Genomic DNA, 26,946 nt, shown 5'->3' with positions numbered 1-26,946 from the left:
GAATACGAGCAAGCCCACTACGCTGCCCTCAAACCCGAGCCGCAGCCCTCATGAGAGCGGCAGAGAACCCGTGCCGATTCACCTGCACCTCCAGGGCGCTGCCCACGTTGCCAGCGAGGGCGAGTTTGCCATCGCTTCACGCGGCCTTCACGGTAGACAGGTTGAAGTTCTTGATGGGGGTATGGCGTCCCGCTGAAACTCACGCCCACCTGACGCCAGCGCCGGGGCCGATCCGAACAGCACCGCTGCCGCAGCCAGAATCCCGAGTCTCCTGAAAGTCCACACCCTCGCCATAGCCGGAGAGGACGCGGCCGTGCGTGGACTGTCTTGCCGACGGCTGGACAGGGTTGAATACGCCAATGCTGCCCATGCTCGCCACCGCGACCACGGCACCCCCGCGCGGGCCCGCCTGGGCGCACGAGATCAAATGGGACGGTATGCGGGTGCTGGCCGAGGTCCGCGGTCCGGCCGTCACGTTGACCTCGCGGAATGGCAATGACGTCACCGCGAGTTTCCCCGAGCTCGCTACCCTCGCCGGGACGTATGACGATCTCCTCCTTGACGGGGAGGTCGTCGCCTTCGACCAGGGCCGGCCGAGTTTCGCGGCACTCGCCGAGCGCATGCACGTCAAGGACCGCCGCAAGGCGGAGCGGCTGGCAGCCACCCGGCCGGTGACCTATGTCGTCTTCGATGTCCTGCGGCTCTTCGGGCAGGACTTGACGAGCCAACCGTGGAGCGCACGACGGCCGTTGCTGGAGCAGCTCGACCTGGGCGGATCACACGTGCAGGTGCCCCCGGCCTATGACGACGGCGCGCAGTTGCTCGCGGCGACGGCCGAGCAGGGGTTGGAGGGGATTGTCAGCAAGCGCCGGGGCGCGGCATACGTCCCCGGTCGGCGCTCCGCAGACTGGCTCAAGACGAGCCACCGAGCCACGATGTCGGCGGTGGTCGGCGGCTGGCGCCCCGAGACGGGCAACGCCAACAGACTTGGCGCTGTTCTCATCGGCCGCCCGGGGCCCGGTGGCCTGTTGTATGCCGGGCGAATGGGCAGCGGTCTCGCCGGCCGGACCGCGCGCGCGATGGCGGAACTGCTCGCACCTCTGATGCGGCCCGACTCACCTTTCGCCGACGAGGTGCCGGCCCTCGACGCGCGCGAGGTGACCTGGGTCGAGCCGCTGGTCGTCGTCGACCTCAAGGCGCTCGGAGCCACGGGTGGAGGGCGCCTGCGGCACCCCACCTATGTGGGAGTCCGGGCCGACTTGCGGCCTGAGGACCTCATCGAGGAGGGCGACAGTGACCCCACCTGAACCGCAAATCACCCGCGTCGACGTGGCCGGGCGCACCTTGAAGTTGTCGAGCCTCGACAAGATCCTCTATCCCGCGACCGAGACCACCAAGGGGGAAGTCCTCAGCTACTACGCCCAGGTCGCTCCGGTGATGCTGAGGCACCTCGCCGGACGCCCGGTGACGCGGGTGCGATGGCCGCACGGGGTGGAGCAGGTGTCCTTTTTCGAGAAGAATCTTCCCTCGGGTGCGCCATCATGGCTACCCAATGTAAAGATCGACGACGTCACTTATCCGATGATCAACGATCTGGCTGACCTCACTTATCTGGTGAACCTGAACTCCCTTGAGTTCCACGTCCCGCAATGGCAGGCGATCGGCACGGCACGGGCAAATCCCGACCGCCTTGTGATCGACCTTGATCCGGGCAAACCGGCCGGGCTGACCGAATGCGCACAGGTTGCGCTCCATGTCCGGGATCGCCTGGGCGACTTGGGTCTCGACCTCTTCCCCGTCACCTCCGGAAGCAAAGGCATGCAACTGTATGCCGCGCTGGGCGGCGACCTGACCTCGGACCAGGTTCGCGATCTCGCCGCCACCCTGGCCCAAGAACTCACAAAGCGGTTTCCCGAACTCATCCTGTGGAAAATGACGAAGAGCCTGCGCCCGGGGAAGGTGTTCTTCGACTGGAGCCAGAATGTGGCCGCGAAGACGACCATCTGCCCCTATTCGTTGCGGGGTCGGGAGACGCCCACCGTCGCCGCTCCGCGCACGTGGGCCGAAGTCGAAGGGGCGGCAACGGGCGAGGGCGTCCTCGAACAGGTGATGTTCGACGACGCCCTCGAGCGACTTGCCGACCTCGGGGACCTGCTGGCCCCCTTGGGTCAAAACCGCAGCTGATCAGGCATTCGCCTGGTCGTAGGCTTCCTGCACGCTGGCCGAGATGCGCCCGCGGTCACTAACCGGGTGCCCGTTGTCCCGCGCCCAGGTGCGGATCTTGGCAAGATCGGCCTTGCTGCGGCCGGTGCCGCCGCCGCGGGCGGCACTGGCGGGGGCCAGCGACTTGCGTCCGCCCGTGCGTCGGCCATTGGCGACCCAATTGGCAAGGTCGTCACGCAGCTTCGCGGCATTGGCCGCACTGAGGTCGATCTCGTAATTCACGCCGTCCAGCGCGAACGAAACCGTCTCGTCGGCCGGGCTGCGATCCAAGTCATCTTCCAGAACAACGTGTACGCGCTGAACCATGGGTGAAAAAGCCTTTCGTCGAAATCCCACACAGGATGGCACTTGCGACGATACCCGACAATTCTGGGAATGCGAATCTGGACCGATCTGGACAATCGTCCAGCTACTGAGCGGGTCGGCCCTCGGGGTAGTTGGGGTCTGCCGAATGTTGTTGCTTCTCCCAGCGCGCCTGGGCGATCCGCTCATTGCGGTCGCTTGCCAGGATGTTCTTGATGATCAGGTAGAACAGATAGCCCACCCCGATGGAGGGGAGCAAGGCAATCACATACGGCCAAATCTGGTCCATGAGTTCACGCTTCCGGCTTCAGATGGGGAAAGAGAATGGTCTCGCGCAGGTTGACACTGCGGAAGAGCGCGATGACCCGATCCAAGCCGAGCCCGAGCCCACCCATGGGTGGCGCGCCATATTCCAAAGCACGCAGGAAGTCCTCGTCCAATTGCATCGCCTCCGGGTCGCCCCCGGCCGCGCGCAAGGATTGCGCGGTGAGCACGTCGCGCTGGATGACCGGGTCGACGAGTTCGGAGAAGCCGGTGGCGCGCTCGACGCCCCCGACGATCAGATCCCACGCCTCGATCTGCCCCGGCAGGCCGCGGTGTGGCCGCGCGAGCGGTTGGGCGATCGCGGGGTAGTCGCACAAGAACGTCGGCTGCAGCAGCGTCGGCTCGACGAGTTCGGACAGCAATTCGAGGAAGATCTTGTCCTTGTCCCAGGCCGGGTCGAGGGCCACGTCATGGGCCGCGGCATACCGCTTCAAGGTTTCGGCGTCGGTATCGACGGTCACCGTCTCCCCCACGGCCTCGCTGACCCCCTGATAGACGGGAAGCCACCGCCACTCGCCGTCGAGATCGATCATTCCGGCGGGGGTCTCGACCTGCCGCCCGCCATGGGCGATGTCGGCGACGGCGAGAATGCAAGCCTTGGCGAGTTCGGCGATGGTGGTTTGATCGCCATACGCCTGATAAGCCTCAAGCATGGTGAACTCGGGCGAGTGGGTCCCGTCGACGCCCTCGTTGCGGAAGATCCGGCCCATCTCATAGACCCGGTCGACCCCGCCGACGACGGCCTTCTTGAGGTTCAACTCCAGGGCGATCCGCAGGACCATTTCTTGGTCGAAGGCGTTGATATGCGTCCGGAACGGGCGCGCCTGTGCGCCACCGTGGATGAGTTGCAGGATCGGGGTTTCGACCTCGATATATCCCTGAGCATGCAGAGTCTCGCGCACCGCGCGAATCGAATCCGCCTTGAAACGCACCATGTCGCGGGCTTCCTGGCGGACGATGAGATCGGCATACCGCTGCCGGACCCGGGTCTCCTCGGACAGGTCTTTGTGCAGCACCGGCAACGGGCGCAGCGCCTTGCTCGCCATCTCCCAGCGCGTCGCCATGACCGAGAGCTCGCCTCGCTTCGAGGAGATGACCCGGCCCTCGACGAAGACGTGGTCGCCGAGATCGACGTCGGCCTTCCACGCGGCCAGCGCATCCTCGCCCACCTCAGCCAGGCTCAGCATCACCTGAAGGCGAGTGCCGATGCCCTCCTGAAGGGTGGCGAAGGCCAGCTTGCCGGTGTTGCGGATGAAGATAACTCGGCCCGCCACACCGACGACATCGGTCGTCTCGTCGCCGGCGACCAGGTGGCCCCACTGCGCGCGAACCTCGGCCAACGTATGGGTGCGCGCGACCGCAACGGGATAGGCCTGGCGCCCCTCGCTCAGCAGCCGGTCTCGCTTGGCCCGCCGGAAGCGCATCTGCTCGTTGAGATCGAGTTCGGGCGCGTTGGGGTCGTCGGTCACAACGCTCAAGTCTAGAGGCCGGGTCTGTGGGGTCCCTGATGGTGGTCCAAAATCCCTGAGGTCAGAAGTCGAGGACATGCCTCAGGTAGCGCTCTGGCGCCTCCAAGAAACGGCGGTAGTTGTCGGTCACCTCCAGATCTGCCCACTCTCGGGCGTGATAGCCGGACTCGTCCAGTTCCAGAATCCGCGCCCCCGGAATGGCCGCGAGGATCGGCGAATGGGTGGCGAGCAGCACCTGGGCGCTGCGGCCGGCCGCGATGGAGTGCAAGGAACCGACCAAGGCGAGTTGGGCCGTGAACGACAGCCCGGCCTCCGGCTCGTCCATGACGAAGAAGCCGTCCCCGCGGAAGCGCCCCGACGTCAACATCGCGAAGAAAGACTCACCGTGGCTGAGGGTGTGGAAGTCGGGGTCGCGGGGACCGGGGTTGTTGGCCAGATAGGTGAACAACCCGTGCGTGGTCTCGGCGCGCAGGAAGTAGCCCCATTTGGAGGCGCCGGCACCCCGCTCCAACGTCAACGCCTCCGGGAGCGCGGACTCACTCACATAAGTCGTATGGCGAGCCCCCGTCGACCCGCCCTCACCCGGCAGCCCGAACGCCATGGCGATCGCCTCGACCAGAGTCGACTTGCCCGTGCCATTCTCGCCGACGAGCACGGTGAGGCGACCGAGGTCGAGACCGTCGCGCAACAGTTGGCGCACGGGCGCGAGCGTGAACGGCCACGCGTCGGCGCCAGTCTCCACATCCGACGCCCGTCGGACCCGGCGCACCGGCAACGGATCTAACCAATTGTCAGTCGAGGCAGGCATGCGGCCCAGGCTAGAAGGGCGCTCCGACAGCCCGAACCGCCGCCGTCAGCGTCGTCTCATCCGAGGGGGATCTCCATGACCCCGCCACCACCGGCGCATACGGCACACGTCGTGACATAAGCGTTCCCGCTGCGCACGGCCAGGCCGTAGGGTGCTGGCAGGTCGCCGGCGATCACCGCGTGCGTCCTCGTTCCCGGGGTGATTTTGACCAGCGAACCCATCGGCAAGGTGTTGGGCGGAACGTTGAGGAGGCCGTCGGAGGCGAGTTGCACGGCATACAACTGTCGACCGACGAAAGCCAGGTCAGTGACATTGGACAGGCCGCGGGCATACACAGTCGGGGCCTTGCCCGGGACCACGCGATAGATCCGAGCCTCGCCCTTGGTGAACGGGAAGCCGGTGAGCTCGGCGACGTATAAGGCGCCGTCCGGCCCTGCGGTCACCGCGGTCGGCACGGATTGCATGGGCATCTTGCCCGGTGGCATGAACGGCGGGCGAGGGACGAAGCGGTTGAAGAAGACCGCCAGTTTTCCGACCCGATTGCTCGTGAGCTTGAGCAGGGAATTGCCGCCGGCGTCGACGACGATCGGACTGCTACGCAGCATCGTGATCGATGTCGGATTGGTGTCGACGCCATAGCCGTCAACGTTCGCGCTGGCCTCGTAGGCACCGAGATCAGTCATCAGGGTCCGAGTGCCGCCGATGCGCCCGCTGACCACTCCGGCGAGGAGTCGACCCGCGGCCGGCAGCCGGTCACGCACTGCCGGATCGTTGCCCAGCCCGACAGTCACCAAATAGCTGCCGTCAGCCTTGATGACCACATCGCTCGGGCCCGCGGCGCCACCTCCAGTCTCGCTTGCCATCGATGGCAACGTCGTCACGACCCGCGAGGCCACACCCCCGCGGATACGCGTGATGGCACCCGACCGCCCGAAACAGGCCGTGCTCTCCGGACCTTCGACGCACGGCCCCGTCCCGCCGCGGCCGGATTCCGCGACATACAGATCCCCGTTCGGCGCGAAGGAGAGTCCGCGCGGATTATCGAGGCCGGTGATAACAGTGCGGGGTGCCGGCCGATCGGCACCCGAGCCGGAGGCCGCACCCCCTCCCATCCCGACGGCGAGCGCTGCGATGGCGCCTCCAGCGAGCATGCGCGTGCTGGTTCGTGCCCGCGACCGTGCTGGCATGGATCCTCCCAAATCCCTCGTGCGAAGCGATCCCATAACTATGGCACCACCTCTGCGGAAGGGGAATGGAATGGGAAAGTCCCCGAATGCCACTACGCAGCCCTGGGGGGTCAGGACGCGTCGATTACCTCCTGATCGACCAAGTCCAGGGCGATGTCAAGGATCGGCGCGGAGTGCGTGAGCGCTCCGACCGAGAGGTAGTCGACGCCGGTCGCGGCATACTCCCCCCCGCGTTCGAGGGTCAGCCCGCCGGTCGCCTCGATCTCGACGTCCTCGCCGGTGGCTTCCACCGCCGCGACGGTCTCGGCGAGGAGGTCGGGAGGCATGTTGTCGCACATGACGAACCGAGCCCCCACCTCGACAGCTTCCAGCGCCTCGGCGAGCGTCGTCACCTCGACCTGGATCGGCACGTCGGCGAAGCGTTCCCGGATGCGCTCGTAGGCCGCGGTGATCGACCCGGCCGCGAGTTTGTGGTTGTCCTTGATCATGGCCACGTCATACAGGCCCATACGTTTGTTGGTGCCACCCCCGGCGCGGACGGCGAACTTTTCCAGCGCGCGCAGCCCGGGCGTCGTCTTGCGCGTGTCTAGGACGGTCGTGTCGTATGCCGCGAGCGCGTCCGCCCACGCGCGCGTCGCCGTGGCGACACCCGAGGTCCGCGACAGGACGTTGAGCAGCGTGCGCTCGCCGACCAGGATCGCCTGCGTCGAGCCGGTGATGTCGGCGACGATGTCGCCGCGGGCGACCAGGGTGCCGTCGGTGACCCGCGTCGTGACGGACACGTGCGCGTCGCCGCCGAGGACGCGGCATACCTCCTCGAAGACGAGATCGATGATCCCGACTCCGGCGATGACCCCCGGCGCGCGCGCGACGACCTGGCCGTCGCTCTGCGCGGCGGGGTCGATGGTGGCTTCTGTGGTGACGTCCACCCCATCGAGTCCGCCGAGGTCCTCGACGAGGGCCTGGCGGACCACGCGGCGGGCGTCGTCCCAGGGGAAATCGAGATCGGAGGCATCGGTCATCGGTCGGCATCCTTTTGGGGCAGGAAGGTCATGAATACGCCCTCGGGCGTGCGGACATGGTCGAGGTGCCCGAGCCACTGGCGGTCGTCGCGGTCCGGGAAGTCGGCGCGTTCGTGGCCGCCACGGGTCTCCTCCCGGGCGTGCGCGGCCGTCGTCAACGCGAGGCCGAGGTGGGCGAGGTTGGTGGTCTCCCAGGCCGCCGTCGTAACGGCCCCCGGCGGATCGGCGAGGAGTTCGCGCAGCCGGGCAGCGGTGCGCGCCGTCGACTCGGCCGAGCGCACCGGGCCGGAGCCGTCGGTCATCGTCCGCTGGACATCGAGGCGGCGCTCGGCGTCGAGCAACCCGACGCCGTCCGCCGGGTCCTTCGCCAGTGCCTCGGTCGGGGGAAGGTCGCCGCCGGCAAGGCGCGCAGTGATGTCCTCGGCGATGCGGTCGGCGAAGACGAGCCCTTCGAGCAGGGAGTTGGACGCGAGCCGGTTCGCGCCGTGGACACCGGTGCACGCGGTCTCACCGCAGGCATAGAGACCGTCGAGGGTCGAACGGCCGGACAGGTCGGTCCACACGCCACCGGAGGCGTAATGCTGGGCCGGCGCGACCGGGATGAGTTGGGTGGCGGGGTCGACGCCGAGTTCGCGGCTGCGGGCGACAATCGAGGGAAAACGCTTCTCCAGGAAGTCTTTTCCGAGATGCCGTGCGTCCAGCCAGACGTGCTTGGCACCCGTCTCACGCATGCGGGCGACGATCGCGCGGGCCACGACGTCGCGCGGGGCCAGGTCGGCCATCGGATGGAGGCCCTGCATGAACCGGACCCCGTCGTCATCGACCAGAAAGGCACCTTCGCCGCGCACGGCCTCGGAGATCAGCGGCTGTTGGCCCTGCGAGCCCTCCCCGAGATACATCACGGTGGGGTGGAACTGGACGAACTCCAGGTCGGCGAGCCGGGCACCGGCGCGTAGGGCCGCGGCCATACCGTCGCCGGTGGCGACCGAGGGATTGGTGGTCGAGGCATAGATCTGCCCGAGTCCGCCGGTGGCCAGGACCACCGCCCGGCCGTATGCCGCGCCGACCCCGCCGTGCTCCCCCTCCCCGATCACGTGGAGGGTCACCCCGCACACGCGGGCGGAGGCGTCCTGGAGGAGGTCGACGACAAGAGCGTGCTCGATGACCTCGATGCCGGGGTCGTTGACCACCCGATCCAGGGCGTCGATCAGGGCGCGGGAGATCTCGGCCCCGGTGGCGTCCCCGCCGGCGTGGGCGATCCGGTCGCGATGATGGCCGCCCTCGCGCGTCAGCAGGATGCCGCCGTCTGGGGATCGGTCGAATTGGGCTCCGAGAGCGACGAGTTCGCGAACGCGCTGGGGTCCTTCGGTGACCAGGACACGCACCGCACCCTCGTCACAGAGCCCGACCCCGGCGACCAGGGTGTCCTGGAGGTGCTCTTCCGGGGAGTCCTCGGGGTCGAGCGCCGCGGCGATGCCGCCCTGGGCCCATTGGGTCGAGCCGGCCGACAAGACCGTCTTGGTGACCAGGAGAACCTTCTCGACCTGGGTCCGAAGCCGCAGCGCGCAGGTCAAGCCCGCGATGCCCGATCCCACGACGATGACATCGGCCGTGGTGGACCAACCCGGGTCGCCGGCCAGGAGCCAGCGGGGGAGGTTCGGTCCGTCGGTGACGTCGCGCACGGCTCTTCCTTCGGTGGAGTAGGTCACATCACGCCGGTCGCCGGGGCGGCGTCCGGATCGGAGAACACGTCCAGCGCCCCGCCGCCGGGACCCACAAGAACCGGAGTGTTGTCGATCAGGCGGGTCGTGCCGACCTTGCCGGCGACCGCGAGGAGCGCCTCGCCGCGATACCACTCCGGCACATCGCGCAGTGACGTCGGGTGGACCAGCACGAGGTAGTCGACCAGCACAAGCGGCTCGGCGACCAACACGGCCCGAGCCGCGCGGCGGATTGCCGAGGGACCTTCCGGGGCGGCGCCGGCACCCGCCCGCAGTGCGCGCGACAGGCTGAGCGCGACCTCACGATCGGAGGGGGTGAGATACATATTGCGGCTCGACATGGCCAGGCCGTCGTCCTCGCGGACCGTCGGGACCGAGACGACCTTGGCCGGGAAGTCGAGATCGCGGACCATCCGGCGGATGAGCAGCAACTGCTGAGCGTCCTTCTGCCCGAACAGGAATCGCGTCCCGCCGGTCAGGTGCATGAGCTTGCCGACGACGGTGAGCATGCCGTCGAAGTGGCCGGGGCGGGACTGCCCTTCCAGGACCGCGCCGAGCGGGCCGGCCGAGACGCGCACGCCCGGGTCGCCTTCCGGATAGACGACGTCGGGGCTGGGTGCGAAGACGATGTCGGCCCCGTCGCGCCGACAAATCTCCAGGTCGGCGTCGAAGGTGCGCGGATAGCGGGAGAGGTCTTCCTTGGGGCCGAACTGCAGCGGGTTCAAGAAGATGGTCACGATGACGTGATCGGCGCCTTCGCGGGCTTGCTGGATCAGCGTCGCGTGGCCCTCGTGGAGCGCGCCCATCGTCATGACGACGGCAATCTCCTTGCCGGGCAAGGCGGCTCGGGCGGCACGAAGCTCGTCTCGAGTCCGCACGACGACGGGTTCACGGAAGGTGCCGTCGGCGTCGACGACGGGCTGGTCTTGGGTGGTCACGTGGGTTTCTCCTCGGTGAGTACCTCGTCGATGGCCTGGACTGCGGTCGCCGGCAGCCGGCCGTGCCGTTGTGCGCGATCGAGCGTGGCGCGTGCTAGGACACGGTAGACCGCCGCAACGTCCGGCGGCTCGTCGGGGAGCACGGCGAGGTGCTCGGCAACGGTCCCGGCATCGCCGCGCGCGACCGGTCCGGTCAGTGCGCTGTCCCCGGCGCGCAAGGCGTTATCGAGCGCGGCGGTCATCAACGGTCGCAGGACACGTCCCGGCTCGGCCACCCCGGCGCCGGCCACGATCTCCATGGCCTGCGCGGTGAGCGTGATCAGGTAGTTGGACCCGTGCACCAGGCCGAGGTGATAGCGCACGCGATCGAACTCGTCGATGGTCACCGGCTCGCCGCCCATCTCGACCACGAGCGCCTCGGCGACCGGCTGAAGGTCGGGAGGCGCAGTCACGCCGAAACAGCAGTCGCGCAGCCGGTCCAGGTCCATCGCGGTGCCGGTGAAACTCATCGCCGGATGAACGGCCAGGCCACCGACCCCGAGCGCGATGGCCGGGGCGAGCGGGGCCAGCCCCGAGCGGCCGGACGTATGGAGCGCGAGCTGGCCGGTGCGCCATCCGCCCGTCGTGGCTAAGCCAGCCACCAGCGGGGCGAGCGCGTCGTCGGGGACAGTGAGCAGGATGAGGTCGCTCGCGGCGACGACATCATCGACCGGCAGGACCGGGGCGTCGGGCAGAAGGTCCTCGGCGCGGGCCAGGGACGCATCGCTCACGGCGCTCACGGCCACGACCAGATGTCCGGCGCGGGCCAGTGCGGCGCCCAGCACGGCCCCAACCTTGCCCGCACCGACCACGCCGACGCGCAGGCGCCCGGGCGGCAGCAGCGAGGTCACCGGGCAAGTCTGGCACTTCGTCACCGGGCGGACCCCCGGGAGGCGGTCACCGGCTCGGGCTAGGTTGTCCGAATGCGGCCGTGGATCCTCGCGTGGCAGGACGCGTTGTATGGCGCACGGGGCTTCTATCGGACGCCCTCGGGACCGGCCGGGCACTTCGCGACGTCGTGCCACGGACCGCGGGCGGCGCCGTTCGCGGAGGCCCTGCTGCGCCTCGCTACGGCCGAGGGGCTGAGCCGGATTATCGACCTCGGGGCGGGCCGAGGGGAACTGCTGACGTCGATGGCAGACCTCGCGGCGGATTCCGCCGACGAACTGGGCAGCGGGGTGGAACTCGTCGGTGTCGACGTTGTGGCCCGACCGTCCCACCTCGCCCCGAGGGTGGGCTGGTTCGAGTCGCCGGGGGGCGCCGAACTGCCCGAGCTGGGACGACCCGAGGCTGCCCTGGTCGTGGCCAACGAGTGGCTCGACGTCATCCCGTGTCCCATTCTCGAAGCAGATGGGGCCGGCGAGCTGCGGGAGGTCGAGGTGGACGACTCCGGGCAGGAGCGACTGGGGGTCCTTGCGGGCGAATCCGCGACCGTCGGTGCGGCGGAGGTCGCTTGGGTGCAGCGCTGGTGGCCCGGTCCGTTCCAGCCCGGGGATCGGGTCGAGGTGGGTATGCCGCGTGATCAGGCCCTGACGCGCCTCCAGGAAGCCGTCGGCAGTGGTGTCGTGCTGGCAGTCGATTACGGCCACACGAGGGCGTCTCGGCCCGCGGCGGGCAGCCTCACCGGCTATCGCCAGGGGCGCCAGGTCGCGCCGCGGCCGGACGGCTCGTGCGACCTGACGGCGCACGTCGCGGTGGACTCCCTGCCGCACGACCAGCTGATGACCCAGCGAGACGCCTTGCGGGAGTTGGGAATCCGGGGCGAGGACGCGGCATACGACCTGGCGCGGAGCGATCCGATCGCCTATCTGCGCGCGTTGGAGCGCCGCGGCGCCGTCGCCGAATTGACCGGGCCCGGCCTCGGGGACTTTTGGTGGGTGCTCAGCCGCGTGGGCTGACCCGGACGTGCTCGAACCCGCGCAGGACGAACGTCGGGCGGCGCACAGCCTCGGCGAGCGCGACGTCGGGATAGCGCGTCAGCAAGGTTCGCAGGGCAATCTGCATCTCCAGCCTCGCCAGCGGCGCGCCGATGCAGAAGTGGATGCCCAGGCCGAAGGCGAGGTGCGGATTCGGGGTGCGGTTGGGATCGAATCGGTCGGGGTCGGCGAAGACGTCCGGGTCACGGTTGGCCGCGCCGAGAAGCGCAATCGCCTTCTGTCCCGTGGTGAGTTCTTGGCCCAGCAGGTCCAGATCAGCCGTGGCCGTGCGCTCGAAGAGTTGCAGCGGGCTGTCGTGCCGCAGGAACTCCTCCACCGCCGCCTCGACGGAGGCGTCCTCGGTCACCTCGATCGGCGCGCGCCCGGTGGTCAGCCAGGAGTGCAAGCCATTGCCGAAGCCATTGACGCTCGCCTCGTGACCGGCATTGAGCAGGAGCACCGCGGTCGCGATCAGCTCGCGCTCGGACAGTTTGTCGCTGCCTTCCCGAATCTGCACGAGGTCGGTGAGCAAGTCCTCCCCCGGGCTCTTCGCCCGCGCGGCCGCCAGCTCATGGACGTATGCCGCGAACTCCCGACACGCCTCCCGCGCCTCGATCTCCTGCGCCTCGGTGCGGTCGACCTCATACATCTTGACGATCGCCTGGCTCCACGGGCGCAGCAGATGCCGATCGAGATCGGGGAAGCCGAGGAGTTCGGCGATGACCAGGACGGGGAGGGGCTCGGCATACGCCTCGATGATGTCGAAGGTGTCGTTGCCATCGGTCGCCTCGTCGAGCAATCGGGCGGCGAGCTGCTCGATGCGCGGCGCCAGACGCTGGACGTGTCCGCGGCCAAAAGCACCGGCGACCAGGCGCCGCAGCCGAGTGTGCTTCGGCGGCTCGGAGTCGAGGATCGAGTCGGCGTGGAGCCAGTTGAAGGTCTCCCAGTCGGCGGTCGGCGTCCGCTCGGCGAAGATGCGGCCGAGGCGGCGCTCGCGCAGCACCGCCGACACCGCCGCGTGGGAGGTGGCCACGTGGGCTTGCAGACCCTCGTGCCACACAAAGGGGGCGGCGGCGCGCTGGGCCGCGAACGCGGCATACGGATCGGCGACGAAGGCGGGGTCGGAGAAGTCGAGCACGTCGGCGGGCATGGGGCCAAGCTTGACGTATGCCGCGCCGGACGCGGAATCGCCCGCCCGCGGCGGCGACGTAGGGTGGCGAGCCGTGTCCTCCGTGAACTCCGGTCCCGGCGAGCCAGACGCCTGGGCGCGCGCGCCCTGGCACGATCTCGTGCGGACCGGCCGCGGCGAGGTCCTGCTCTATGGCCTCACGCCGCCGCGGCAGACGACCGCCCCGGAGGACGTCGCCCGGCTGGCCCAGGTCACCCTGGAACGGCTCGCGGCGATCGACGTGGACTGCCTGGTGGTCTACGACCTCGACGACGAGTCCGATCGGACAGAGGTCGAGCGGCCGTTTGTCTACTCCCCCACGATCGACCCGTCCGCCTTCTTGGACCACCTGGGCGACTGGACCGGCCCGACGATCCTTTATCGCAGCGTCGGGAAGTACGACCCCGCCGAGCTGGACGACTGGCTGCGCGCGGAGGAGCGGGACGTCTCGACCGTTTTTGTCGGGGCGTCATCGCGTGACAAGGACGTGCGGACGACCTTGCCGCAGGCTCATGCCGCGTGGCGGCGGGCCGAGCGGGAGACGCGCCCGGGCGGCATACCCCAGCGTGCTATCCCGTTGGGCGCGGTGGCGATCCCGGAGCGGCACCAGCAACGCGGCGATGAGCATCTGCGGATGCTCGCCAAGCAGGAGAGCGGGTGTGCGTTCTTCATCACGCAGGTGGTCTACAACGTCACCGACGCGAAGGATCTCGTCTCCGACTATTGGTATGCCTGTGCCGAGCGCGACGTCCGGCCGGCCCCGGTGATCTTCACCCTGTCGGTGTGCGGCTCTAAGCGGACGCTGGACTTCCTGGAGTGGCTGGGCGTCGACGTGCCGCGCTGGCTCGCCAACGAGTTGATCCACGCGACGGACCCGATCGTCGAGTCCGTCGATGCGTGCTTGGACACGGCGACCGAGTTGGCCACCTTTTGCCGCCGGATCGGGCTGCCGTTCGGCTTCAACGTCGAGAGCGTGTCGACGCGCAAGGTCGAGAACGAGGCCACAATCGAGTTGGCGCGCAAGATCCGGCGCCTGCTGGCCTGAGCCCTGCATCGTTAGAGTGGCTGCGTGACCTCGACCCCGCCTCGTGAACTGAGTGTCGGTGTCGGCGCCGGCGGGTTGGCCACGGCCGACATGGTCTTGAACATCGGTCCGCAGCATCCGGCGACGCACGGGGTGCTGCGCCTGCAGATCGTCGTCGACGGTGAGCGCATCGTGCGGGCCGAGCCGATCATCGGCTACATGCACCGGGGGGCGGAGAAGCTCTTCGAGGTGCGCGACTACCGCCAGATCATCGTGCTCGCCAACCGGCACGACTGGCTCTCGGCCTTCGCCAACGAATTAGGCGTCGTGCTCGGGGTGGAGTCGATGCTCGGCATCGAGGTCCCGACTCGGGCGGTCTGGGCCCGGACGCTGCTCGCCGAACTCAACCGGGTGTTGAACCACCTGATGTTCCTCGGCTCGTATCCGCTCGAACTCGGGGCCATCACCCCGGTCTTCTATGCGTTCCGTGAGCGCGAGGAGATTCAGGCCGTCATGGAGGAAGCCTCCGGCGGCCGGATGCACTACATGTTCAACCGCGTTGGCGGGTTGAAGGAAGATCTGCCGCTGGGCTGGCTCGACCGGGTGGAGACGGCGATCGGGTCGGTCCGGCGCCGGTTGCCGGAGTTGGAGTCACTGCTGGTCGGCAATGAGATCCTGATCGCCCGCACCCGCGGGGTGGGCGTGCTCACCCCGGAGACGATCCTGTCGTATGGCGTGTCCGGACCCATAGCCCGGGCCACGGGCGTCGACGTCGACTTGCGACGCGACGCGCCCTATCTGGCGTATGGCGAGTTGTTCGCCCCCGGCGGGCCCGGCCGAGTGGTCACCCGGTCGGCTGGCGACTGCCTGTCCCGGCTGGAGGTGCTGCTGGAGCAGGTGCACGTCTCGCTGGATCTGGCGCAGGCCTGCCTGGAGCGGTTGCGGACTCTGCCGGCGGGGCCCGTCAACGTCAAGCTGCCGAAGGTGCTCAAGGTGCCGGAGGGTGATCTCTACACGGCGACGGAGAATCCGTTGGGCTTCAACGGTTATTACCTCGTCTCCCGCGGCGACAAGACGCCGCATCGGCTCAAGTTGCGGTCGGCGTCGTTCAACAATGTGGCGGTGCTGCGGGAGATGCTGCCCGGACAATTGGTCGCCGATATGGTCGCCATCCTGGGCTCGATGTTCTTCGTCGTCGGCGACGTCGACAAGTGAGCCGGCCGGCGGGCGCCTTCGACCTCGCCGAGGACGACACGATTGCTTCCGTTCTCGGGGCGTATGCCGCCGCTGTCGCCGGCTCCCGCGCTCGCGTCGCCGGATTGGGTTGGACGACATGGTCACGGGCAACCGGCGCGGCCCCTTGCCGGTGCGCTTTGTGCTGTTTCATGTGCTGCGTGAGCTCGCCCAGCATTGCGGCCACGCCGACATCCTTCGCGAGCAGGTGCTGGCCGCCCGAGGCGTCCCAAAGGGTGTGACCTCAGTGGGCGGGCTCAGTGGGGGACTCAGTGGGCGGGCTCGGGCTCTTCCCGGCTGCGACGGGATTCGTTGTCCCCCGGCGGGATGCGGCACCAGCCCTGCACGATCATCCCGACGACCAGCAGCCAGGTCGAGGCGGCGATGCCCGCGGCATACCCCCAGAGCAGGCGCTGGGCGGCCTGGAGGTCCCAGTCGGGCAGGAGTCCGAGGGCCTGCCCGGCATACAGTCCGACGAGTGCAGCACCGGTGAGGGCCGCTGCCTGGGCGAGGGCCAGGGTGCGGGCGGCGCGGATCGGACTGAGGTTGGCTTTGGTGCCCCGCAGGTAGCGCCGGACCGCCTGGCCGAACCACAACACCACGCCGCCCAGGATGGCGATCAGCACGACGGCGGCCACCGGGACCGCCGGCGGGAAGCGACCGGAGTCCATCCACCGGTGCGTCAGCAGCGCGACGACAACGGTCAGGAAGGCGGCGAACCCGAGCGGCAGGCGCCACTGCAGGCCACGGTCATCGAGTCCCATCGATGACCTCCGCGGATGGGCGGACCCCACGAGAGTCCAGAGTCGCGGCGTGCTCCTGGAGGGGTATGACGCTGTCCCCCACCCGGATTCGGGCCGTCGGGTCGGCGGCGAGCCAGGGCAGGACGACGAAGGCGCGCTCCGCCGCGCGCGGGTGCGGGACCTGCAGGGCGAGGTCGTCGCTTCGCAACTCATCGGGGCCGGCGGGCTCGCCATACTGGATCAGGTCGAGATCGAGGGTGCGCTCGCCCCAGCGAACTGTGCGGATCCGGCCGTGGTGGGCCTCGATCCGGTGCAATTCGCTGAGGAGTTGCGGCGCAGTCAGCGCGGTGCGCCCCACGAGGACGGCGTTGAGGTAATCCGCCTGCTCGGGCCCGCCGATCGGATCGGTCTCGACAGCCGGCGAGACCGCGTCGACGGTGACGCCGGGAAGGTCCCGCAGTTCGCGAATCGCCGAGGCCAGCGTGGCGGCCCGGTCGCCGAGATTGCTACCGAGGGCGATCACGATCGGGATGGAACGGGCGCGGCATACGGTGACGGAGACATCGGCGAAAGTCCGGGCAATCGGGGCGCCCGGCTTGTGCACGGTGACCTCGACGGCCTCGATGCGGGGATCGCGCAGGGTGTCGGCCGCGATGGCGTCGGCGAGCGCCTCAATCAGATCGAATGCCGGGCCGGTGATGCGCGCGTGCACGGCCTCGGCGAGTTCGCCGTAGTGGATGGTGTCGGCGAGGTCGTCACTGGCGCCGGCCGCCCGGAGGTCGGCGCGGACGATGAGGTCGACGACGAACTCCTGGCCGTCGCGCTTTTCGAAGTCGAAGACGCCGTGGTAACCGGTGGCGCGCAGGCCGGTGAGTTCGATCCGGTCGCCGGTCACTGGGCCTCCCCCCGCCAGGCGGCCCACACGTCAAGGGCGTCAATGGTGGCGGGCACATCGTGGACCCGCAGGGCCCAGGCGCCGGCATCCGCGGCATACGCGCTGGTCACAGCGGTGGCGGTGTCGCGCTCGTGCGGCGGCCGGAGGTTGTCCGAGGTGCGGCCGACCGAGCCGAGGAAACGTTTGCGGGAGGTCCCAACCAGCACCCGCTGGCCCTGCTCGACCAGGGTGGGCAGCTCCCGCAGGAGCGCCCAATTGTGCTCGGCATTCTTGGCGAACCCCAGGCCCGGGTCGAGGATGATCCGCTCCGGGGCTATCCCGGCGCGAACGAGGACGTCAAGACGGGCGGCGAGCTCGCGGCATACGTCCTGGGTGACGTTGCCGTAGTCGGCGCGGGTCTGCATGACGTCGCTGTGCCCGCGCCAGTGCATTGCGACGAAATCGACTCCGGCGGACGCGACCAGAGGCGCCATCGCCGGGTCGGCGAGCCCCCCGGAGACGTCGTTGACGATGACGGCACCGGCCTCGAGGGCGGCAGCGGCAACCGCCGCGCGCATGGTGTCGACGGACACCGCGACGCCCGCGGCGGCGAGGTCGGCGACCACCGGCACGACCCGGCGCACCTCCTCGGTCTCGTCCGGGCGCGCCGCGCCCGGACGCGTCGACTCACCGCCGACGTCGACGAAAGCGGCTCCCTGCGAACGCAATTCGAGACCATGGGCGACCGCGGCGTCGCGATCCAGCCAGGCGCCACCGTCGGAGAACGAATCAGGCGTCACATTGAGGACGCCCATCACCAGCGGACGAGTCACCGTGGGCCGAACCCCAGCAGGGCCATGGCCTCGGCGCGGGTCGTCGCATTGCGGGCGAGGATGCCGCGCACGGCCGAGGTGATCGTGCTGGCCCCCGGCTTGCGAACGCCGCGCATCGACATGCAGAGGTGCTCGGCTTCGATGACGACGATGACGCCGAGCACGTCGAGGTGCTCGACCAGGGCGTCGGCGATCTGGCCGGTCATCCGCTCTTGCACCTGCGGTCTGCGGGCGAAGACGTCGACGAGCCGGGCGAGCTTCGACAGGCCGGTCACGTAGCCGTTGCGCGGGAGGTAGCCGATGTGCGCCTTCCCGTGGAACGGGAGCAGGTGGTGCTCACAGGTGCTGTACATCGCGATGTCCCGCACGATGACGAGTTCCTGGTGATCGACGGCGAACCTCTTGCTCAGCACCTCTGCCGGGTCGGCGTGCAGTCCGGCAAACGCCTCGACGTATGCCCGTGCCACCCGCCCCGGCGTGTCGAGCAGACCGTCACGCTCCGGGTCCTCGCCGACTGCGATCAGGATCTCGCGGACGGCTGCCTCGATCCGGGGCAGGTCCATCGGCGACGAGAGTTCGGCCACGGCAACTCCTTTGATGACGGGCGAGCGGGACGACTCGGACTAGAGGTGTCCCTCGGGATTCACCGGTGCGTCCTCCGGCGTCTCGATGACCTGCGTCACCGGGCCGTCTTGAGCGTATGGTGATGCCCCCGCCGCCGCGGCCTCGTCGATCGCGCGCTCGGTCGCCCGGTCACCTGGGGTGAGGTAGGCCCCCGCCGGCGCATTGGTGCCGTTGAGAGCGGCGCGCTCGGCCGGCGTCAACACCGGCGGCTTGTCGGAGAGCAGGCGGTTCTCCGAGGACAGCCACGTCGGGCGGACCGGCCGCTTGCGCACGTCCTTGAACACCTCAGCGATGTCCTTGGCGTTGAGCGTCTCCCGCTCCAGCAGCTCCAGGACCAAGCGGTCGAGGACGTCGCGGTTGTCGTTGAGCGCGTGCCACGCCTCGTCGTGCGCGGCCTCGATCAGGCGGCGAACCTCTTCGTCGACGATCCCGGCAACGTGCTCGGAGTAGTCGCGCTGGTGGCCGTAGTCGCGGCCGAGGAAGACCTCACCCTGGCTCTGGCCGAGCTTGATGGCACCGACCCGCTCGGACATGCCGTATTCGGTGACCATCTTGCGGGCCATCGCGGTGGCCTTCTCGATGTCGTTGGCGGCACCCGTCGTGGGGTCGTGGAAGATGATCTCTTCGGCGACTCGCCCACCGAGGGCATAGGCCAACTGGTCGAGGATCTCGTTGCGGGTCGTGCTGTATTTGTCGTCGCTCGGCAGCACCATGGTGTAGCCGAGGGCACGCCCGCGCGGCAGGATCGTGATCTTGCTGACCGGGTCGGTGTGGTTCATCGCCGCGGCCACCAGAGCGTGCCCACCCTCGTGATAGGCCGTGATCTTGCGCTCCTTGGCGCTCATAATCCGGGTGCGCTTCTGCGGGCCCGCCATGACGCGGTCAATCGCCTCGTCGAGCGTCTTGTCGGTGATGAGGTGGCCGGAGCTGCGGGCGGTGAGCAGCGCCGCCTCGTTGAGGACGTTGGCCAGGTCGGCACCGGTGAAACCAGGAGTGCGGCGAGCGACGGCCAGGAGGTCGACGCCGGGCGCCATCGGCTTGCCCTGAGCGTGAACCTCAAGAATGCGGTGCCGCCCGATCATGTCGGGGGCCTCGACGGCGATCTGCCGGTCGAAGCGGCCCGGACGCAGCAGCGCCGGGTCGAGGATGTCGGGGCGGTTGGTGGCAGCGATCAAGATGACATTGGTCTTGACGTCGAAGCCGTCCATCTCGACCAGCAACTGGTTGAGGGTCTGCTCGCGCTCATCGTGACCACCGCCGAGGCCCGCGCCACGGTGGCGACCGACAGCATCGATCTCGTCGACGAAGACGATGGCCGGGGCGTTGGCCTTGGCCTGCTCGAAGAGGTCACGCACGCGGGAGGCGCCGACACCGACGAACATCTCGACGAAGTCGGAACCGGAGATCGAATAGAACGGCACCCCCGCCTCGCCGGCAACCGCCCGGGCGAGGAGCGTCTTGCCGGTACCGGGCGGGCCATACAGCAGCACGCCCTTGGGGATCTTGGCGCCGACGGCGAGGAACTTGGCCGGCTCGGCGAGGAACTCCTTGATCTCCTGCAACTCCTCCACGGCCTCGTCCGCGCCTGCGACATCGGCGAAGGTGACTTTCGGCGTGTCCTTCGTCGCGAGCTTGGCGCGGGACTTGCCGAACTGCATGACGCGCGACCCGCCGCCCTGCATCTGGCTCATCATGAACCAGAAGAGACCGATGAGGATGATCAGCGGAAGCAGCGAGAAGAGGAGCGACCCGAGCACGCTGGGGTGCTCGATCTTGTCGTTGTAGCTGCCCGGAACGTTGTCGTTGACCAGCTTGACCAGGGCCTCGGCGCGCGCGTCGATGAACTCCGTGCGCACCTTGGTGGCGTCCTTGACCCCGGAGCCGGAGTAGCTCTCACCCTGCTTCAGCGTCAGGTCGAGCACGTTGTCGCTGGTGAACCGGGCCGACTCGACCTTGCTCTCGGAGATGAGCGTCTCCGCCGCGGAGGTGTCGATGCGCGAATAACCGCCGTCGCCGTTGAAGGAGAAGAGCGCGATCATCAGCGCGAGCATGGCCATCACCCACAACAGGGGGTTGCGGAAGACTCGCTTGGCATTGGTGGACATCGGTATGGCCGGAGCCTGCTCCTTGCGCTGTCGGCCGGCGCCCCCGCGGGCACGACCGGAACGGGTCAGTCGGAGGACGACACTACCCCGCGGGTGCGACACCCGGCGCTAGCGCGTCCACGGGTGGCAACGTGCGGTGCCCGCGCTGTGTTCCGCGTCCGGAGTATCAGGAGTAGACGTGCGGGGCCAGCGTGCCGATCACGCGCAGATTCCGATAACGCTCGTCGTAGTCGAGTCCGTAGCCGACGACGAAGTCGTTGGGGATGTCGAAGCCGACCCAGCGACAGTCGATCGCGACCTTGGCCGCGTCCGGCTTGCGCAGCAGCGTGCAGATCTCGACGGACTTCGGATGCCGCGACTCCAGGTTCGCCCGGATCCACGACAGGGTCAGACCCGAGTCGATGATGTCTTCGACGATGACGACGTGACGGTCGGTGATATCGGTGTCGAGGTCTTTGAGGATGCGCACGACACCGGAGGACTTGGTGCCCGAGCCATAGGACGAGACGGCCATCCAATCCATCGGGGCGCTGCCGGGGAAGGCCCGCATCAGGTCGGCCATCACCAGGACCGCCCCCTTGAGCACGCCGACGAGCAGGAACTCCTCGCCCGCGTAGTGGTCCCAGATGTCCTGGGCGATCTCACCCAGCCGGCGCTGAATCTCCTCTTCGGAGATCAGTACGCGCTCGAGATCGGCTCCCATGTGCTCCGCATCCACGATCGCTAGTTAACCGTATGCCGCGCGCTCCCGTTCCCCTGGACCCTCACCCGGCCCGCCGCCCGCGTCACGGTGACCCCGGGCAGGTCGAGTGGACCTTGGCCTCGCCAGTGCGTCACGAGCCGATCGCAAGCGTCCGTATGCCGCGCGCTCACCTGCCCCGCCGGGGCGCCCGCGGCGATCAGGAGTCGGCGCCAAACCCGGGTGCGAAGCGCCGTCGGGATGGCGGCGAGCCGATCCACTGGCCACGGGCCGTCACCGAGTTGGGCGGCAGCCTGGGCTGCGAGGTCGTCGAGGAGGTCGGCGTCGGCCCGCAGTTGGGTCGCGGTGCGGGCGAGCGCGTCCGCGAAGCCGTGACCGAGGTCGGCTTCGAGGTCGGCGAGCGCTCGTCGGGCGCGCACGCGCGCAAACGTCGGGTCCTCGTTGTGCGGATCCCGCCACGGGGTGAGGCCCAGTTCGGCGCACGACGCCTCGGTCTGGGCGCGGGTGATCCTCAGGAGTGGGCGGCGCAGCAGGCCCCGGAGCGGCGGGATGCCGGTGAGCGATCGCAGGCCCGAACCCCGGGCCAACCCGAGCAGCACCTGCTCCGCATTGTCGTCGCGCGTGTGGCCGAGCAAGATCGCCGAGGCGCCGAACCGGGTGGCCGCTTCCCCCAAAGCCGTATGCCGCGCCTCCCGGGCCGCGGCTTCCGGACCGAGGCGAGCGGGGTCGGCGACCACGACGCGAACGATCTCGACCGGGGCGAGGGCGAGCGCGCGGCATACGTCCGCGGCATCAGCCGCCACCTCGGCGGAGGTGGGTTGGAGTTGGTGATCGACGATGATCGCCCCGGCGGTGATCGGGCGGCGCTCGGCCACCCAGGCCAGTGCGGCGGCGAGGGCGAGCGAATCCGCGCCGCCGGAGACACCGGCCAGGACGGTCGCGCCGTCGGGGAGATCGGCCAAGGCGTGGCGGACGGCGGCGCGCACGGCCATACTCGCCGGCTCTCGCATGGGATCGACCCTAGATCGAGTCCTCGTCCGCCTGCTGGACCGCCTCCTCCTGGCGACGGTGGATGAACAGGTATACCAGCCCCGCGTCCAGGCAGGTGATGACGGTCAAGATGTGGTGGGGGCGTGGTGTCCTTCTGCCCGTCCCTAGGGGCATCGGGCTGGGCGAAGGACCAGTCGACGTCAGGGGCGAGGGCCTGGGCGAGATCGACATTCTGCTCAATCCGGCGGGTCAGGCGGCGGACGTTGCGGTCTCGCTCTCGGGGCGGCCGGGCCCGCCACCCAAGCGGCCGTCACGCAGCGCCTGGGCCCAGTCCGGCCCGCCAGAGCGGCGGACGCGACGGGCCGTCTGCGACATGACCTCCCGCAGTGCCTCGTCGAAGCTCGCCTGCTCCTGCGGCGACAGCACGCCGTTGTGCGGGTCGCGGAACCGGCGGAGGCGGGATCACCCGTGGACGCGGCGGACCCAGGCCAAGGGGTCGTGGATCTCGGCCGGCCGAGGGAGGGTGTCGGGCGAGCTCCATACGGCATTGAAGCCGTCCACGCCGACTTCGGCCTGGACGCCCCGGACGAAGGCCGCGCCATCGCGATACTGGGCGAGTTTGGCCTCGAGCCCGAGGAGGCGGCGCAGGAGCTTGTCCAGCGCACTGGCCCCGCCGCGCCGACCCTCGAAGCGACTGCGGATCTCCTCGACACTGGGTATGACGCTCGGCCCGACCTCGTCCATGACGACATCCGCGTGGCCTTCGAGCAAGCTCATCACCGCGGTGACGGCGGCAAGGCGCTCACGCTGCGCCGACGTGGCGAACAGTTCGGCGAGCCCACCCCCGCGGCCGCTGAACGCCTCGGGGATGCGCCTGAGCACCTCCTGAGTTCGGGCGGTCAGCTCGCTGGGCGTCGGCGTCATGTCGCGCACCAAGGACTGCGCCTGGGTGATCATGTGCTCGCGCAGCCACGGGACCGCGGTGAACTGCACGCGGTGGGTCTCCTCGTGCATACAGACCCAGGCGCGGAAGTCGGCCGCGTCGACGTCGAGTTCGCGTTGGATGGCCACGAGGTTCGGCGCCACGAGCAGGAGTTGCGGGGTGCCTTGGGGCGCGATGTCGTACTGCCCCAGGATCTTTCCGGCCAGGAAGGCCATCAGCGCGCCCGACTCGGCGCCGGTGACCTTGCCCCCGATGGCGGTGGCGGTCGCCCCGGGCGTGGCCGATCGGTCGGCGGCGACCTTCTCGAACACCGGGGCCATCAAGGCGGCCATGGAGTCGATGTTGAGGTCGATCCAGGTCGGCCGGTCGACCACGAGCGCCAGCGGTGCGACGCCGGGGGCGTGCATCCGGGCGGTCTCGGCAACCGGTTGTTGGGCGGCGACGGCGGCGGCGCGGATATCGCCGACAATGTCGGCGGCCTCGGTGATGCTGACCTGCGGTCCAGCCGATACGAGGCGCCGACCGGTGGCCTTGGCGAAGTCCCAGTCGACGAATGACGCACTGGTGCCGGTGTCCGTGTTGGTCTCGGTGTGGGTCATGGTCGGGGTCCTCTCCTTAGCGGCAGCCGCACCCGGTGAGGTCGGCCACGACTGCGTCCAACGCCAGCCGGGCCGCCCACGTTCCCTGGGCCGCCGGCACCTTGTCGGCCACGAGCACGAAGTCGAGTTCGCGACCGTCGGCGTCCACCGTCGTGCCGACGAGGCTGGAGATGCCGGTCAGCGTGCCGGTCTTGGCGCGGGCGTGCCCGGCGGCCGAGGCAGCCGGACCCTCGCGGTAGCGGTCGTGGAGCGTGCCGTCGAGACCAGCGACGGGTAGTCGCGCCAGCACGTCGGCCAGGGCCGGCAGCTTGCCCGCCCGCGCCCTCGCGACGACCGCCGAGAGCAGCGCCACCGTCGAACTTTGGCCACTGCTCAGGCCGGAGGTGTCGATGAGTTTGGTCCCGGTGAGGTCGAATCCCAGTTTTTTCAGTGTCGCGGAGACGTATGCCGCGTTCGCTGCAAAGCTGCCGTCTCCCCCTGCCGTGATCGTCGCCTGGCGGGCGAGGTTCTCGGTGAGGGCGTTGTCGCTCTGGTCGAGCGCCTCCGCAAGAACATCGCGGTATGGCGCGGACGTCACCTGGCCCAGCACGGCCGCGCCGGCCGGGGCCGGCTTCTGCCGCTGCTCCGGCGAGTCGACGATGTCGATCGTCAGGCCGGCCTTGACGAGGTGATCGCGGAGTACGCCGAGCACCTCGCCCCCCGGGTCTGCCGGGCTCGGCTCCCCCGGCTTGGGTCGCTGCGCGGCGAGGCCGATCATGTGCACGCCCTGGGTGTAGCCCGCGGCGATATCGGCGGGATTCCAGGTGGGCGGCACGGCGTCACCGGCGTCGTAGGTCTCATCCAGCCGCAGGGTCCACTTCCCTGCTGTTCCCTGCCCCGGCGTGGTCTCCCCCGACGTCGTTCCGGCGGCGGCGAGCGCGGCGACCACCTGATCCGCCAGGTCCCCCAGACCGGCGTGACCGGCGGCTTGACCGGGGTCGCCCGCCCCGCGCGCGAGGAGGGTGTCGCCGCCCGCCACCACGGTGAGTTCGTGGTCACCGGAGCGGACCACCGAGGTGGTCATGTGACCCGACATGTCCAAGGTCTGGCCGATGGCCGTCGCGGTCAGGAGTTTGGCCGTGGAGGCGACGACACGCGGCTCGGCGGCCCCACGGGCATACAGCTCCTGTCCGGTGCGGGCATCCCGGATGCTGACCCCGATGTCGCCGCCGAAGGCAGGCGAGGCGAGCGCGGCAGCGAGACTTCGCTCCAGGCCGGCGGTGGTGGGCTCGGCCGCGTCCGTCCCGACCGCCACCGGAAGGGGGTCCCCGGCGACCTCCCCCGGCAAGGGGATCAGGGTGGGCACCGGGCCCGCGGGAGTGGTCGCTGCCGGGGGCGGGGTCGGCTTGTCGCGGGTGAGGACGCCGGGGACGAGATCGAAGACGTCGGCTGCGGCATACCCGGTCAGTAGTGACAGACTGAGCACGCCCGCCGTCAACGACTTGCGCACCCGGAAACCCCCGCGTCCTCGTCTGCGAGCATGGTAAGAACTGGTGGGAGCCTAGGTCATCAAGTCGGCGAGGAGGCCGCAGTGGAGTTCGACGTCACCGTGGAGATCCCCAAGGGGGCCCGCAACAAGTACGAAGTGGACCACGAAACCGGGCGCATCCGCCTGGATCGGCTGCTGTTCACGTCGATGGCCTACCCGGCTGATTACGGCTACGTCGAGGACTCGCTCGGTGAGGACGGCGACCCGCTGGACGCGCTGGTCCTGCTCGACGAGCCGACTTGGCCCGGCTGCCTGGTGCGCGCGCGGCCGATCGGGATGTTCCGGATGAAGGACGAGGCCGGCGGCGACGACAAGCTGCTGTGCGTGCCGGCGGGGGACCCGCGCAAGAACCACATCACCGATCTTGAGCACGTCAGCAAGTTCGACATCCTGGAGATCCAGCACTTCTTCGAGACCTATAAGGACCTTGAGCCGGGCAAGTCGGTCGAGGGTGCCCACTGGACTGGGCGCGAGGACGCCGAGCAGACGGTGATCGAAGCGCTGGAGCGCGCGAAGACGGCGGGCATGACGACGGCACGCTGGCGTATGCCGACCCCCGAGTCCCGCTCGCAGGCCGACCCGGTGAGTTCGGCGGCCGATCGTGCTCGCGAGGAAGAGGCGCGGGCCGAGCGCAGCGTGGCGACGAAGGAAAACCCGCTGTCTGACAGCTGATTTGTTGGGTCCCGGCGGTGGGTCGGTCCGGGCGGGGGCTTAGCCCGGCCGGCCGCCGTAGGGCACGAGATCGCTGCGATAGATCGAGGCGTAGCGGACATAGGCGCCCGTGTAGGGCGCTTCGATCATTTGGCCGTTGCCCACATAAAGGCCCATGTGGGTGCTGGTCTCGCCGCTCGGCCCATAGAACACGAGGTCGCCCGGCTGCAATTGGTCGATCGGCACGCGGGCGGTCTCGGCATACTGCGCGCCGGTGTAGTGCGACAGGTAGACCCCGGCTTGCCGCCAGGCCATCATCGTCAGACCCGAGCAGTCGAAGGTGTCCGGGCCGTCCGCGCCCCATTCGTAGGGCTTGCCGATCTGCGCCTGGGCGTAGGCGATGGCCGCCGCCGCGCCGCTCGCGGGGGGCGGGGTTGTGGTGCTGCTGGTTGGGGTGGTGCTGCTGCTGGATGCGGTCGTTGAGCTGGTCGTCGGGGGGCGGGTCGTGCTGGAACTCGACGTGCTGGAGCTCGACGTGCTGGTCGGGGGCGGGGTGGTGCTGCTGGAGGATGTGCTCGTCGGGGGCCGCGTCGTGCTGGACGACGTGGACGAGTGCGACGTCGTGCTGGACGAGCTGGTGGCGGACGACGAGGTGGAGCTTGAGGTGGGGCTACTCGTCGTGCTGCTGCTCGACGTGCTGGTCAGAGTCAGCGTGACGGGCGAAGTGGTGCTCGAACCCGACGGGTTGGTGGAGGTCGTGCCTGAGGGGTTGGTGGAGGTCGTGGCAGACGGAGGCGCGGAGGCTTCCGCCTCCGCCGCGGCGGCCAATCCGTCGAGCCGGGCCCGCTCGACCTCGCGTGAGGTCCGGCGCAGCCGGGCGAGTTCGGCAGCCAGGATCTCGCGCTGTCCGGAGACCTTGGCGCCTTCGGACTCGGCGCGGCCGAGTTCGGCCTTCGCCGCCGCCTCGGCGGCGCCAGCCTG

The 26,946-nt window shown here is 69.2% G+C and carries 28 protein-coding genes and 1 pseudogene; 8 read left to right on the top strand and 21 right to left on the bottom strand.

The genetic code is table 11. The features are described from left to right. Nucleotides 1-359: 359 nt before the first annotated feature. Nucleotides 360-1,307 carry a non-homologous end-joining DNA ligase gene (gene ligD / locus BN13_RS10350; protein WP_048546591.1) on the top strand — a complete coding sequence of 316 codons (948 nt, stop codon included), beginning with the start codon at nt 360-362 and terminating at the stop codon, nt 1,305-1,307. After that, on the top strand, nt 1,294-2,184 hold the full coding sequence (gene ligD, locus BN13_RS10345) for a non-homologous end-joining DNA ligase (protein WP_048546590.1): 891 nt from the start codon (nt 1,294-1,296) through the stop codon (nt 2,182-2,184). Before ligD (BN13_RS10350) ends, ligD (BN13_RS10345) begins: the two co-directional genes overlap by 14 nt. Here ligD (BN13_RS10345) and BN13_RS10340 read toward each other — a convergent pair whose 3' ends face one another. From BN13_RS10340 to BN13_RS10300, 9 genes are all read right to left on the bottom strand, one after another. Further along, complete coding sequence (locus BN13_RS10340) at nt 2,185-2,529, bottom strand: histone-like nucleoid-structuring protein Lsr2 (RefSeq protein WP_048546588.1); 345 nt, start codon at nt 2,527-2,529, stop codon at nt 2,185-2,187. 103 nt (nt 2,530-2,632) lie between these two features. Next, nucleotides 2,633-2,815, bottom strand: a complete 183-nt coding sequence (locus tag BN13_RS10335) for a hypothetical protein (protein ID WP_048546586.1) — start codon at nt 2,813-2,815, stop codon at nt 2,633-2,635. Nucleotides 2,816-2,819: 4 nt separating this feature from the next. Beyond that, on the bottom strand, nt 2,820-4,274 hold the full coding sequence (locus tag BN13_RS10330) for a lysine--tRNA ligase (protein ID WP_235434149.1): 1,455 nt from the start codon (nt 4,272-4,274) through the stop codon (nt 2,820-2,822). A 106-nt stretch (nt 4,275-4,380) separates the two neighbouring features. Continuing rightward, nucleotides 4,381-5,127, bottom strand: a complete 747-nt coding sequence (locus BN13_RS10325; protein ID WP_048546582.1) for an AAA family ATPase — start codon at nt 5,125-5,127, stop codon at nt 4,381-4,383. Nucleotides 5,128-5,183: 56 nt separating this feature from the next. Then, nucleotides 5,184-6,278, bottom strand: a complete 1,095-nt coding sequence (locus BN13_RS10320) for a ScyD/ScyE family protein (RefSeq protein WP_048546581.1) — start codon at nt 6,276-6,278, stop codon at nt 5,184-5,186. A gap of 146 nt (nt 6,279-6,424) precedes the next feature. After that, a complete protein-coding gene (gene nadC, locus BN13_RS10315; protein WP_048546579.1) occupies nt 6,425-7,336 on the bottom strand; it encodes a carboxylating nicotinate-nucleotide diphosphorylase in 912 nt (303 codons plus the stop codon). Further along, the gene (locus tag BN13_RS10310) at nt 7,333-9,018 is read right to left on the bottom strand and encodes an L-aspartate oxidase (protein ID WP_048546577.1); all 1,686 of its coding nucleotides are present in this window, start codon (nt 9,016-9,018) and stop codon (nt 7,333-7,335) included. Before BN13_RS10310 ends, nadC begins: the two co-directional genes overlap by 4 nt. Before the next feature lie 23 nt (nt 9,019-9,041). Then, entirely contained in the window at nt 9,042-9,995 is a 954-nt protein-coding gene (gene panC / locus BN13_RS10305; RefSeq protein ID WP_048546575.1) for a pantoate--beta-alanine ligase, read from the bottom strand. Next, entirely contained in the window at nt 9,992-10,885 is an 894-nt protein-coding gene (locus BN13_RS10300; RefSeq protein ID WP_048546573.1) for a Rossmann-like and DUF2520 domain-containing protein, read from the bottom strand. Before BN13_RS10300 ends, panC begins: the two co-directional genes overlap by 4 nt. A 72-nt stretch (nt 10,886-10,957) precedes the next feature. On the opposite strand from BN13_RS10300, the gene BN13_RS10295 reads away from it, so the two are divergent. After that, nucleotides 10,958-11,932 (top strand): SAM-dependent methyltransferase, encoded by a 975-nt coding sequence (locus BN13_RS10295; RefSeq protein ID WP_048546572.1) that lies wholly within the window; start codon nt 10,958-10,960, stop codon nt 11,930-11,932. Here BN13_RS10295 and BN13_RS10290 read toward each other — a convergent pair. Next, a complete protein-coding gene (locus tag BN13_RS10290) occupies nt 11,916-13,100 on the bottom strand; it encodes a cytochrome P450 (protein ID WP_201329082.1) in 1,185 nt (394 codons plus the stop codon). The genes BN13_RS10295 and BN13_RS10290 overlap by 17 nt on opposite strands. Before the next feature lie 73 nt (nt 13,101-13,173). Between BN13_RS10290 and BN13_RS10285 the strand changes: the two genes are divergently transcribed. From BN13_RS10285 to BN13_RS20805, 3 genes and pseudogenes are all read left to right on the top strand, one after another. After that, nucleotides 13,174-14,163, top strand: a complete 990-nt coding sequence (locus BN13_RS10285; RefSeq protein WP_235434013.1) for a 5,10-methylenetetrahydrofolate reductase — start codon at nt 13,174-13,176, stop codon at nt 14,161-14,163. A 90-nt stretch (nt 14,164-14,253) separates the two neighbouring features. After that, nucleotides 14,254-15,357, top strand: a complete 1,104-nt coding sequence (locus tag BN13_RS10280) for an NADH-quinone oxidoreductase subunit D (RefSeq protein ID WP_084733950.1) — start codon at nt 14,254-14,256, stop codon at nt 15,355-15,357. Beyond that, nucleotides 15,257-15,526 (top strand): annotated as a pseudogene (locus tag BN13_RS20805) (hypothetical protein); the annotation flags it as partial. The gene BN13_RS10280 and the pseudogene BN13_RS20805, both read left to right, overlap by 101 nt. 118 nt (nt 15,527-15,644) lie before the next feature. On the opposite strand, the gene BN13_RS10275 reads toward BN13_RS20805, so the two are convergent. The 10 genes from BN13_RS10275 to BN13_RS10235 form a co-directional block, all read right to left on the bottom strand. Continuing rightward, on the bottom strand, nt 15,645-16,139 hold the full coding sequence (locus tag BN13_RS10275; protein ID WP_048546567.1) for a DUF3180 domain-containing protein: 495 nt from the start codon (nt 16,137-16,139) through the stop codon (nt 15,645-15,647). Continuing rightward, nucleotides 16,126-17,013, bottom strand: coding sequence for a 2-amino-4-hydroxy-6-hydroxymethyldihydropteridine diphosphokinase (gene folK / locus BN13_RS10270; RefSeq protein WP_048549063.1), 888 nt, complete (start codon nt 17,011-17,013; stop codon nt 16,126-16,128). The genes BN13_RS10275 and folK overlap by 14 nt, the downstream gene beginning before the upstream one ends. Next, nucleotides 17,010-17,807, bottom strand: coding sequence for a dihydropteroate synthase (folP, locus tag BN13_RS10265; RefSeq protein ID WP_048546565.1), 798 nt, complete (start codon nt 17,805-17,807; stop codon nt 17,010-17,012). Before folP ends, folK begins: the two co-directional genes overlap by 4 nt. Before the next feature lie 14 nt (nt 17,808-17,821). Further along, nucleotides 17,822-18,388 carry a GTP cyclohydrolase I FolE gene (gene folE, locus BN13_RS10260; protein WP_048549062.1) on the bottom strand — a complete coding sequence of 189 codons (567 nt, stop codon included), beginning with the start codon at nt 18,386-18,388 and terminating at the stop codon, nt 17,822-17,824. Between the two features lie 60 nt (nt 18,389-18,448). Then, nucleotides 18,449-20,554: an ATP-dependent zinc metalloprotease FtsH gene (gene ftsH, locus BN13_RS10255; protein WP_048546562.1), complete on the bottom strand. Its 2,106-nt coding sequence runs from the start codon at nt 20,552-20,554 to the stop codon at nt 18,449-18,451. A 166-nt stretch (nt 20,555-20,720) separates the two neighbouring features. Continuing rightward, nucleotides 20,721-21,272, bottom strand: coding sequence for a hypoxanthine phosphoribosyltransferase (gene hpt, locus BN13_RS10250; protein WP_157038544.1), 552 nt, complete (start codon nt 21,270-21,272; stop codon nt 20,721-20,723). 5 nt (nt 21,273-21,277) lie between these two features. Continuing rightward, entirely contained in the window at nt 21,278-22,264 is a 987-nt protein-coding gene (gene tilS / locus BN13_RS10245; RefSeq protein WP_048546559.1) for a tRNA lysidine(34) synthetase TilS, read from the bottom strand. Between the two features lie 229 nt (nt 22,265-22,493). Next, nucleotides 22,494-22,670, bottom strand: coding sequence for a hypothetical protein (locus tag BN13_RS19285; RefSeq protein WP_157038543.1), 177 nt, complete (start codon nt 22,668-22,670; stop codon nt 22,494-22,496). 36 nt (nt 22,671-22,706) lie between these two features. Continuing rightward, a complete protein-coding gene (locus BN13_RS10240; protein ID WP_048546558.1) occupies nt 22,707-23,786 on the bottom strand; it encodes a zinc-dependent metalloprotease in 1,080 nt (359 codons plus the stop codon). Between the two features lie 16 nt (nt 23,787-23,802). Beyond that, nucleotides 23,803-25,275, bottom strand: coding sequence for a D-alanyl-D-alanine carboxypeptidase (locus BN13_RS10235; RefSeq protein ID WP_048546557.1), 1,473 nt, complete (start codon nt 25,273-25,275; stop codon nt 23,803-23,805). 81 nt (nt 25,276-25,356) lie between these two features. Between BN13_RS10235 and BN13_RS10230 the strand changes: the two genes are divergently transcribed. Further along, complete coding sequence (locus BN13_RS10230; RefSeq protein WP_048546555.1) at nt 25,357-25,986, top strand: inorganic diphosphatase; 630 nt, start codon at nt 25,357-25,359, stop codon at nt 25,984-25,986. 39 nt (nt 25,987-26,025) lie between these two features. Here the strand turns inward: BN13_RS10230 and BN13_RS20330 are convergent, their stop codons facing one another. Continuing rightward, on the bottom strand, nt 26,026-26,346 hold the full coding sequence (locus tag BN13_RS20330) for a C40 family peptidase (RefSeq protein ID WP_268806984.1): 321 nt from the start codon (nt 26,344-26,346) through the stop codon (nt 26,026-26,028). A 19-nt stretch (nt 26,347-26,365) separates the two neighbouring features. On the opposite strand from BN13_RS20330, the gene BN13_RS20325 reads away from it, so the two are divergent. Further along, nucleotides 26,366-26,946 (top strand): hypothetical protein (locus tag BN13_RS20325; protein ID WP_048546551.1); only part of this gene is annotated, 581 nt, incomplete at its 3' end.

This window comes from Nostocoides jenkinsii Ben 74 (assembly GCF_001046875.1).
Classification (GTDB): domain Bacteria; phylum Actinomycetota; class Actinomycetes; order Actinomycetales; family Dermatophilaceae; genus Nostocoides_A; species Nostocoides_A jenkinsii.
This window is presented reverse-complemented; position numbering and strand designations above follow the sequence as displayed.

Excerpts from the sequence above, each read along its gene's own strand:
- ligD (WP_048546591.1), top strand. The coding sequence starts at position 360 with ATGCTGCCCATGCTCGCCACCGCGACCACGGCACCCCCGCGCGGGCCC.
- BN13_RS10340 (WP_048546588.1), bottom strand. The coding sequence starts at position 2,529 with ATGGTTCAGCGCGTACACGTTGTTCTGGAAGATGACTTGGATCGCAGC.
- BN13_RS10335 (WP_048546586.1), bottom strand. The coding sequence starts at position 2,815 with ATGGACCAGATTTGGCCGTATGTGATTGCCTTGCTCCCCTCCATCGGG.
- BN13_RS10330 (WP_235434149.1), bottom strand. The coding sequence starts at position 4,274 with ATGCGCTTCCGGCGGGCCAAGCGAGACCGGCTGCTGAGCGAGGGGCGC.
- BN13_RS10325 (WP_048546582.1), bottom strand. The coding sequence starts at position 5,127 with ATGCCTGCCTCGACTGACAATTGGTTAGATCCGTTGCCGGTGCGCCGG.
- BN13_RS10320 (WP_048546581.1), bottom strand. The coding sequence starts at position 6,278 with ATGCTCGCTGGAGGCGCCATCGCAGCGCTCGCCGTCGGGATGGGAGGG.
- nadC (WP_048546579.1), bottom strand. The coding sequence starts at position 7,336 with ATGACCGATGCCTCCGATCTCGATTTCCCCTGGGACGACGCCCGCCGC.
- BN13_RS10295 (WP_048546572.1), top strand. The coding sequence starts at position 10,958 with ATGCGGCCGTGGATCCTCGCGTGGCAGGACGCGTTGTATGGCGCACGG.
- BN13_RS10290 (WP_201329082.1), bottom strand. The coding sequence starts at position 13,100 with ATGCCCGCCGACGTGCTCGACTTCTCCGACCCCGCCTTCGTCGCCGAT.
- BN13_RS10280 (WP_084733950.1), top strand. The coding sequence starts at position 14,254 with ATGGTCTTGAACATCGGTCCGCAGCATCCGGCGACGCACGGGGTGCTG.
- BN13_RS10275 (WP_048546567.1), bottom strand. The coding sequence starts at position 16,139 with ATGGGACTCGATGACCGTGGCCTGCAGTGGCGCCTGCCGCTCGGGTTC.
- folP (WP_048546565.1), bottom strand. The coding sequence starts at position 17,807 with ATGGGCGTCCTCAATGTGACGCCTGATTCGTTCTCCGACGGTGGCGCC.
- folE (WP_048549062.1), bottom strand. The coding sequence starts at position 18,388 with ATGGACCTGCCCCGGATCGAGGCAGCCGTCCGCGAGATCCTGATCGCA.
- ftsH (WP_048546562.1), bottom strand. The coding sequence starts at position 20,554 with ATGTCCACCAATGCCAAGCGAGTCTTCCGCAACCCCCTGTTGTGGGTG.
- tilS (WP_048546559.1), bottom strand. The coding sequence starts at position 22,264 with ATGCGAGAGCCGGCGAGTATGGCCGTGCGCGCCGCCGTCCGCCACGCC.
- BN13_RS10240 (WP_048546558.1), bottom strand. The coding sequence starts at position 23,786 with ATGACCCACACCGAGACCAACACGGACACCGGCACCAGTGCGTCATTC.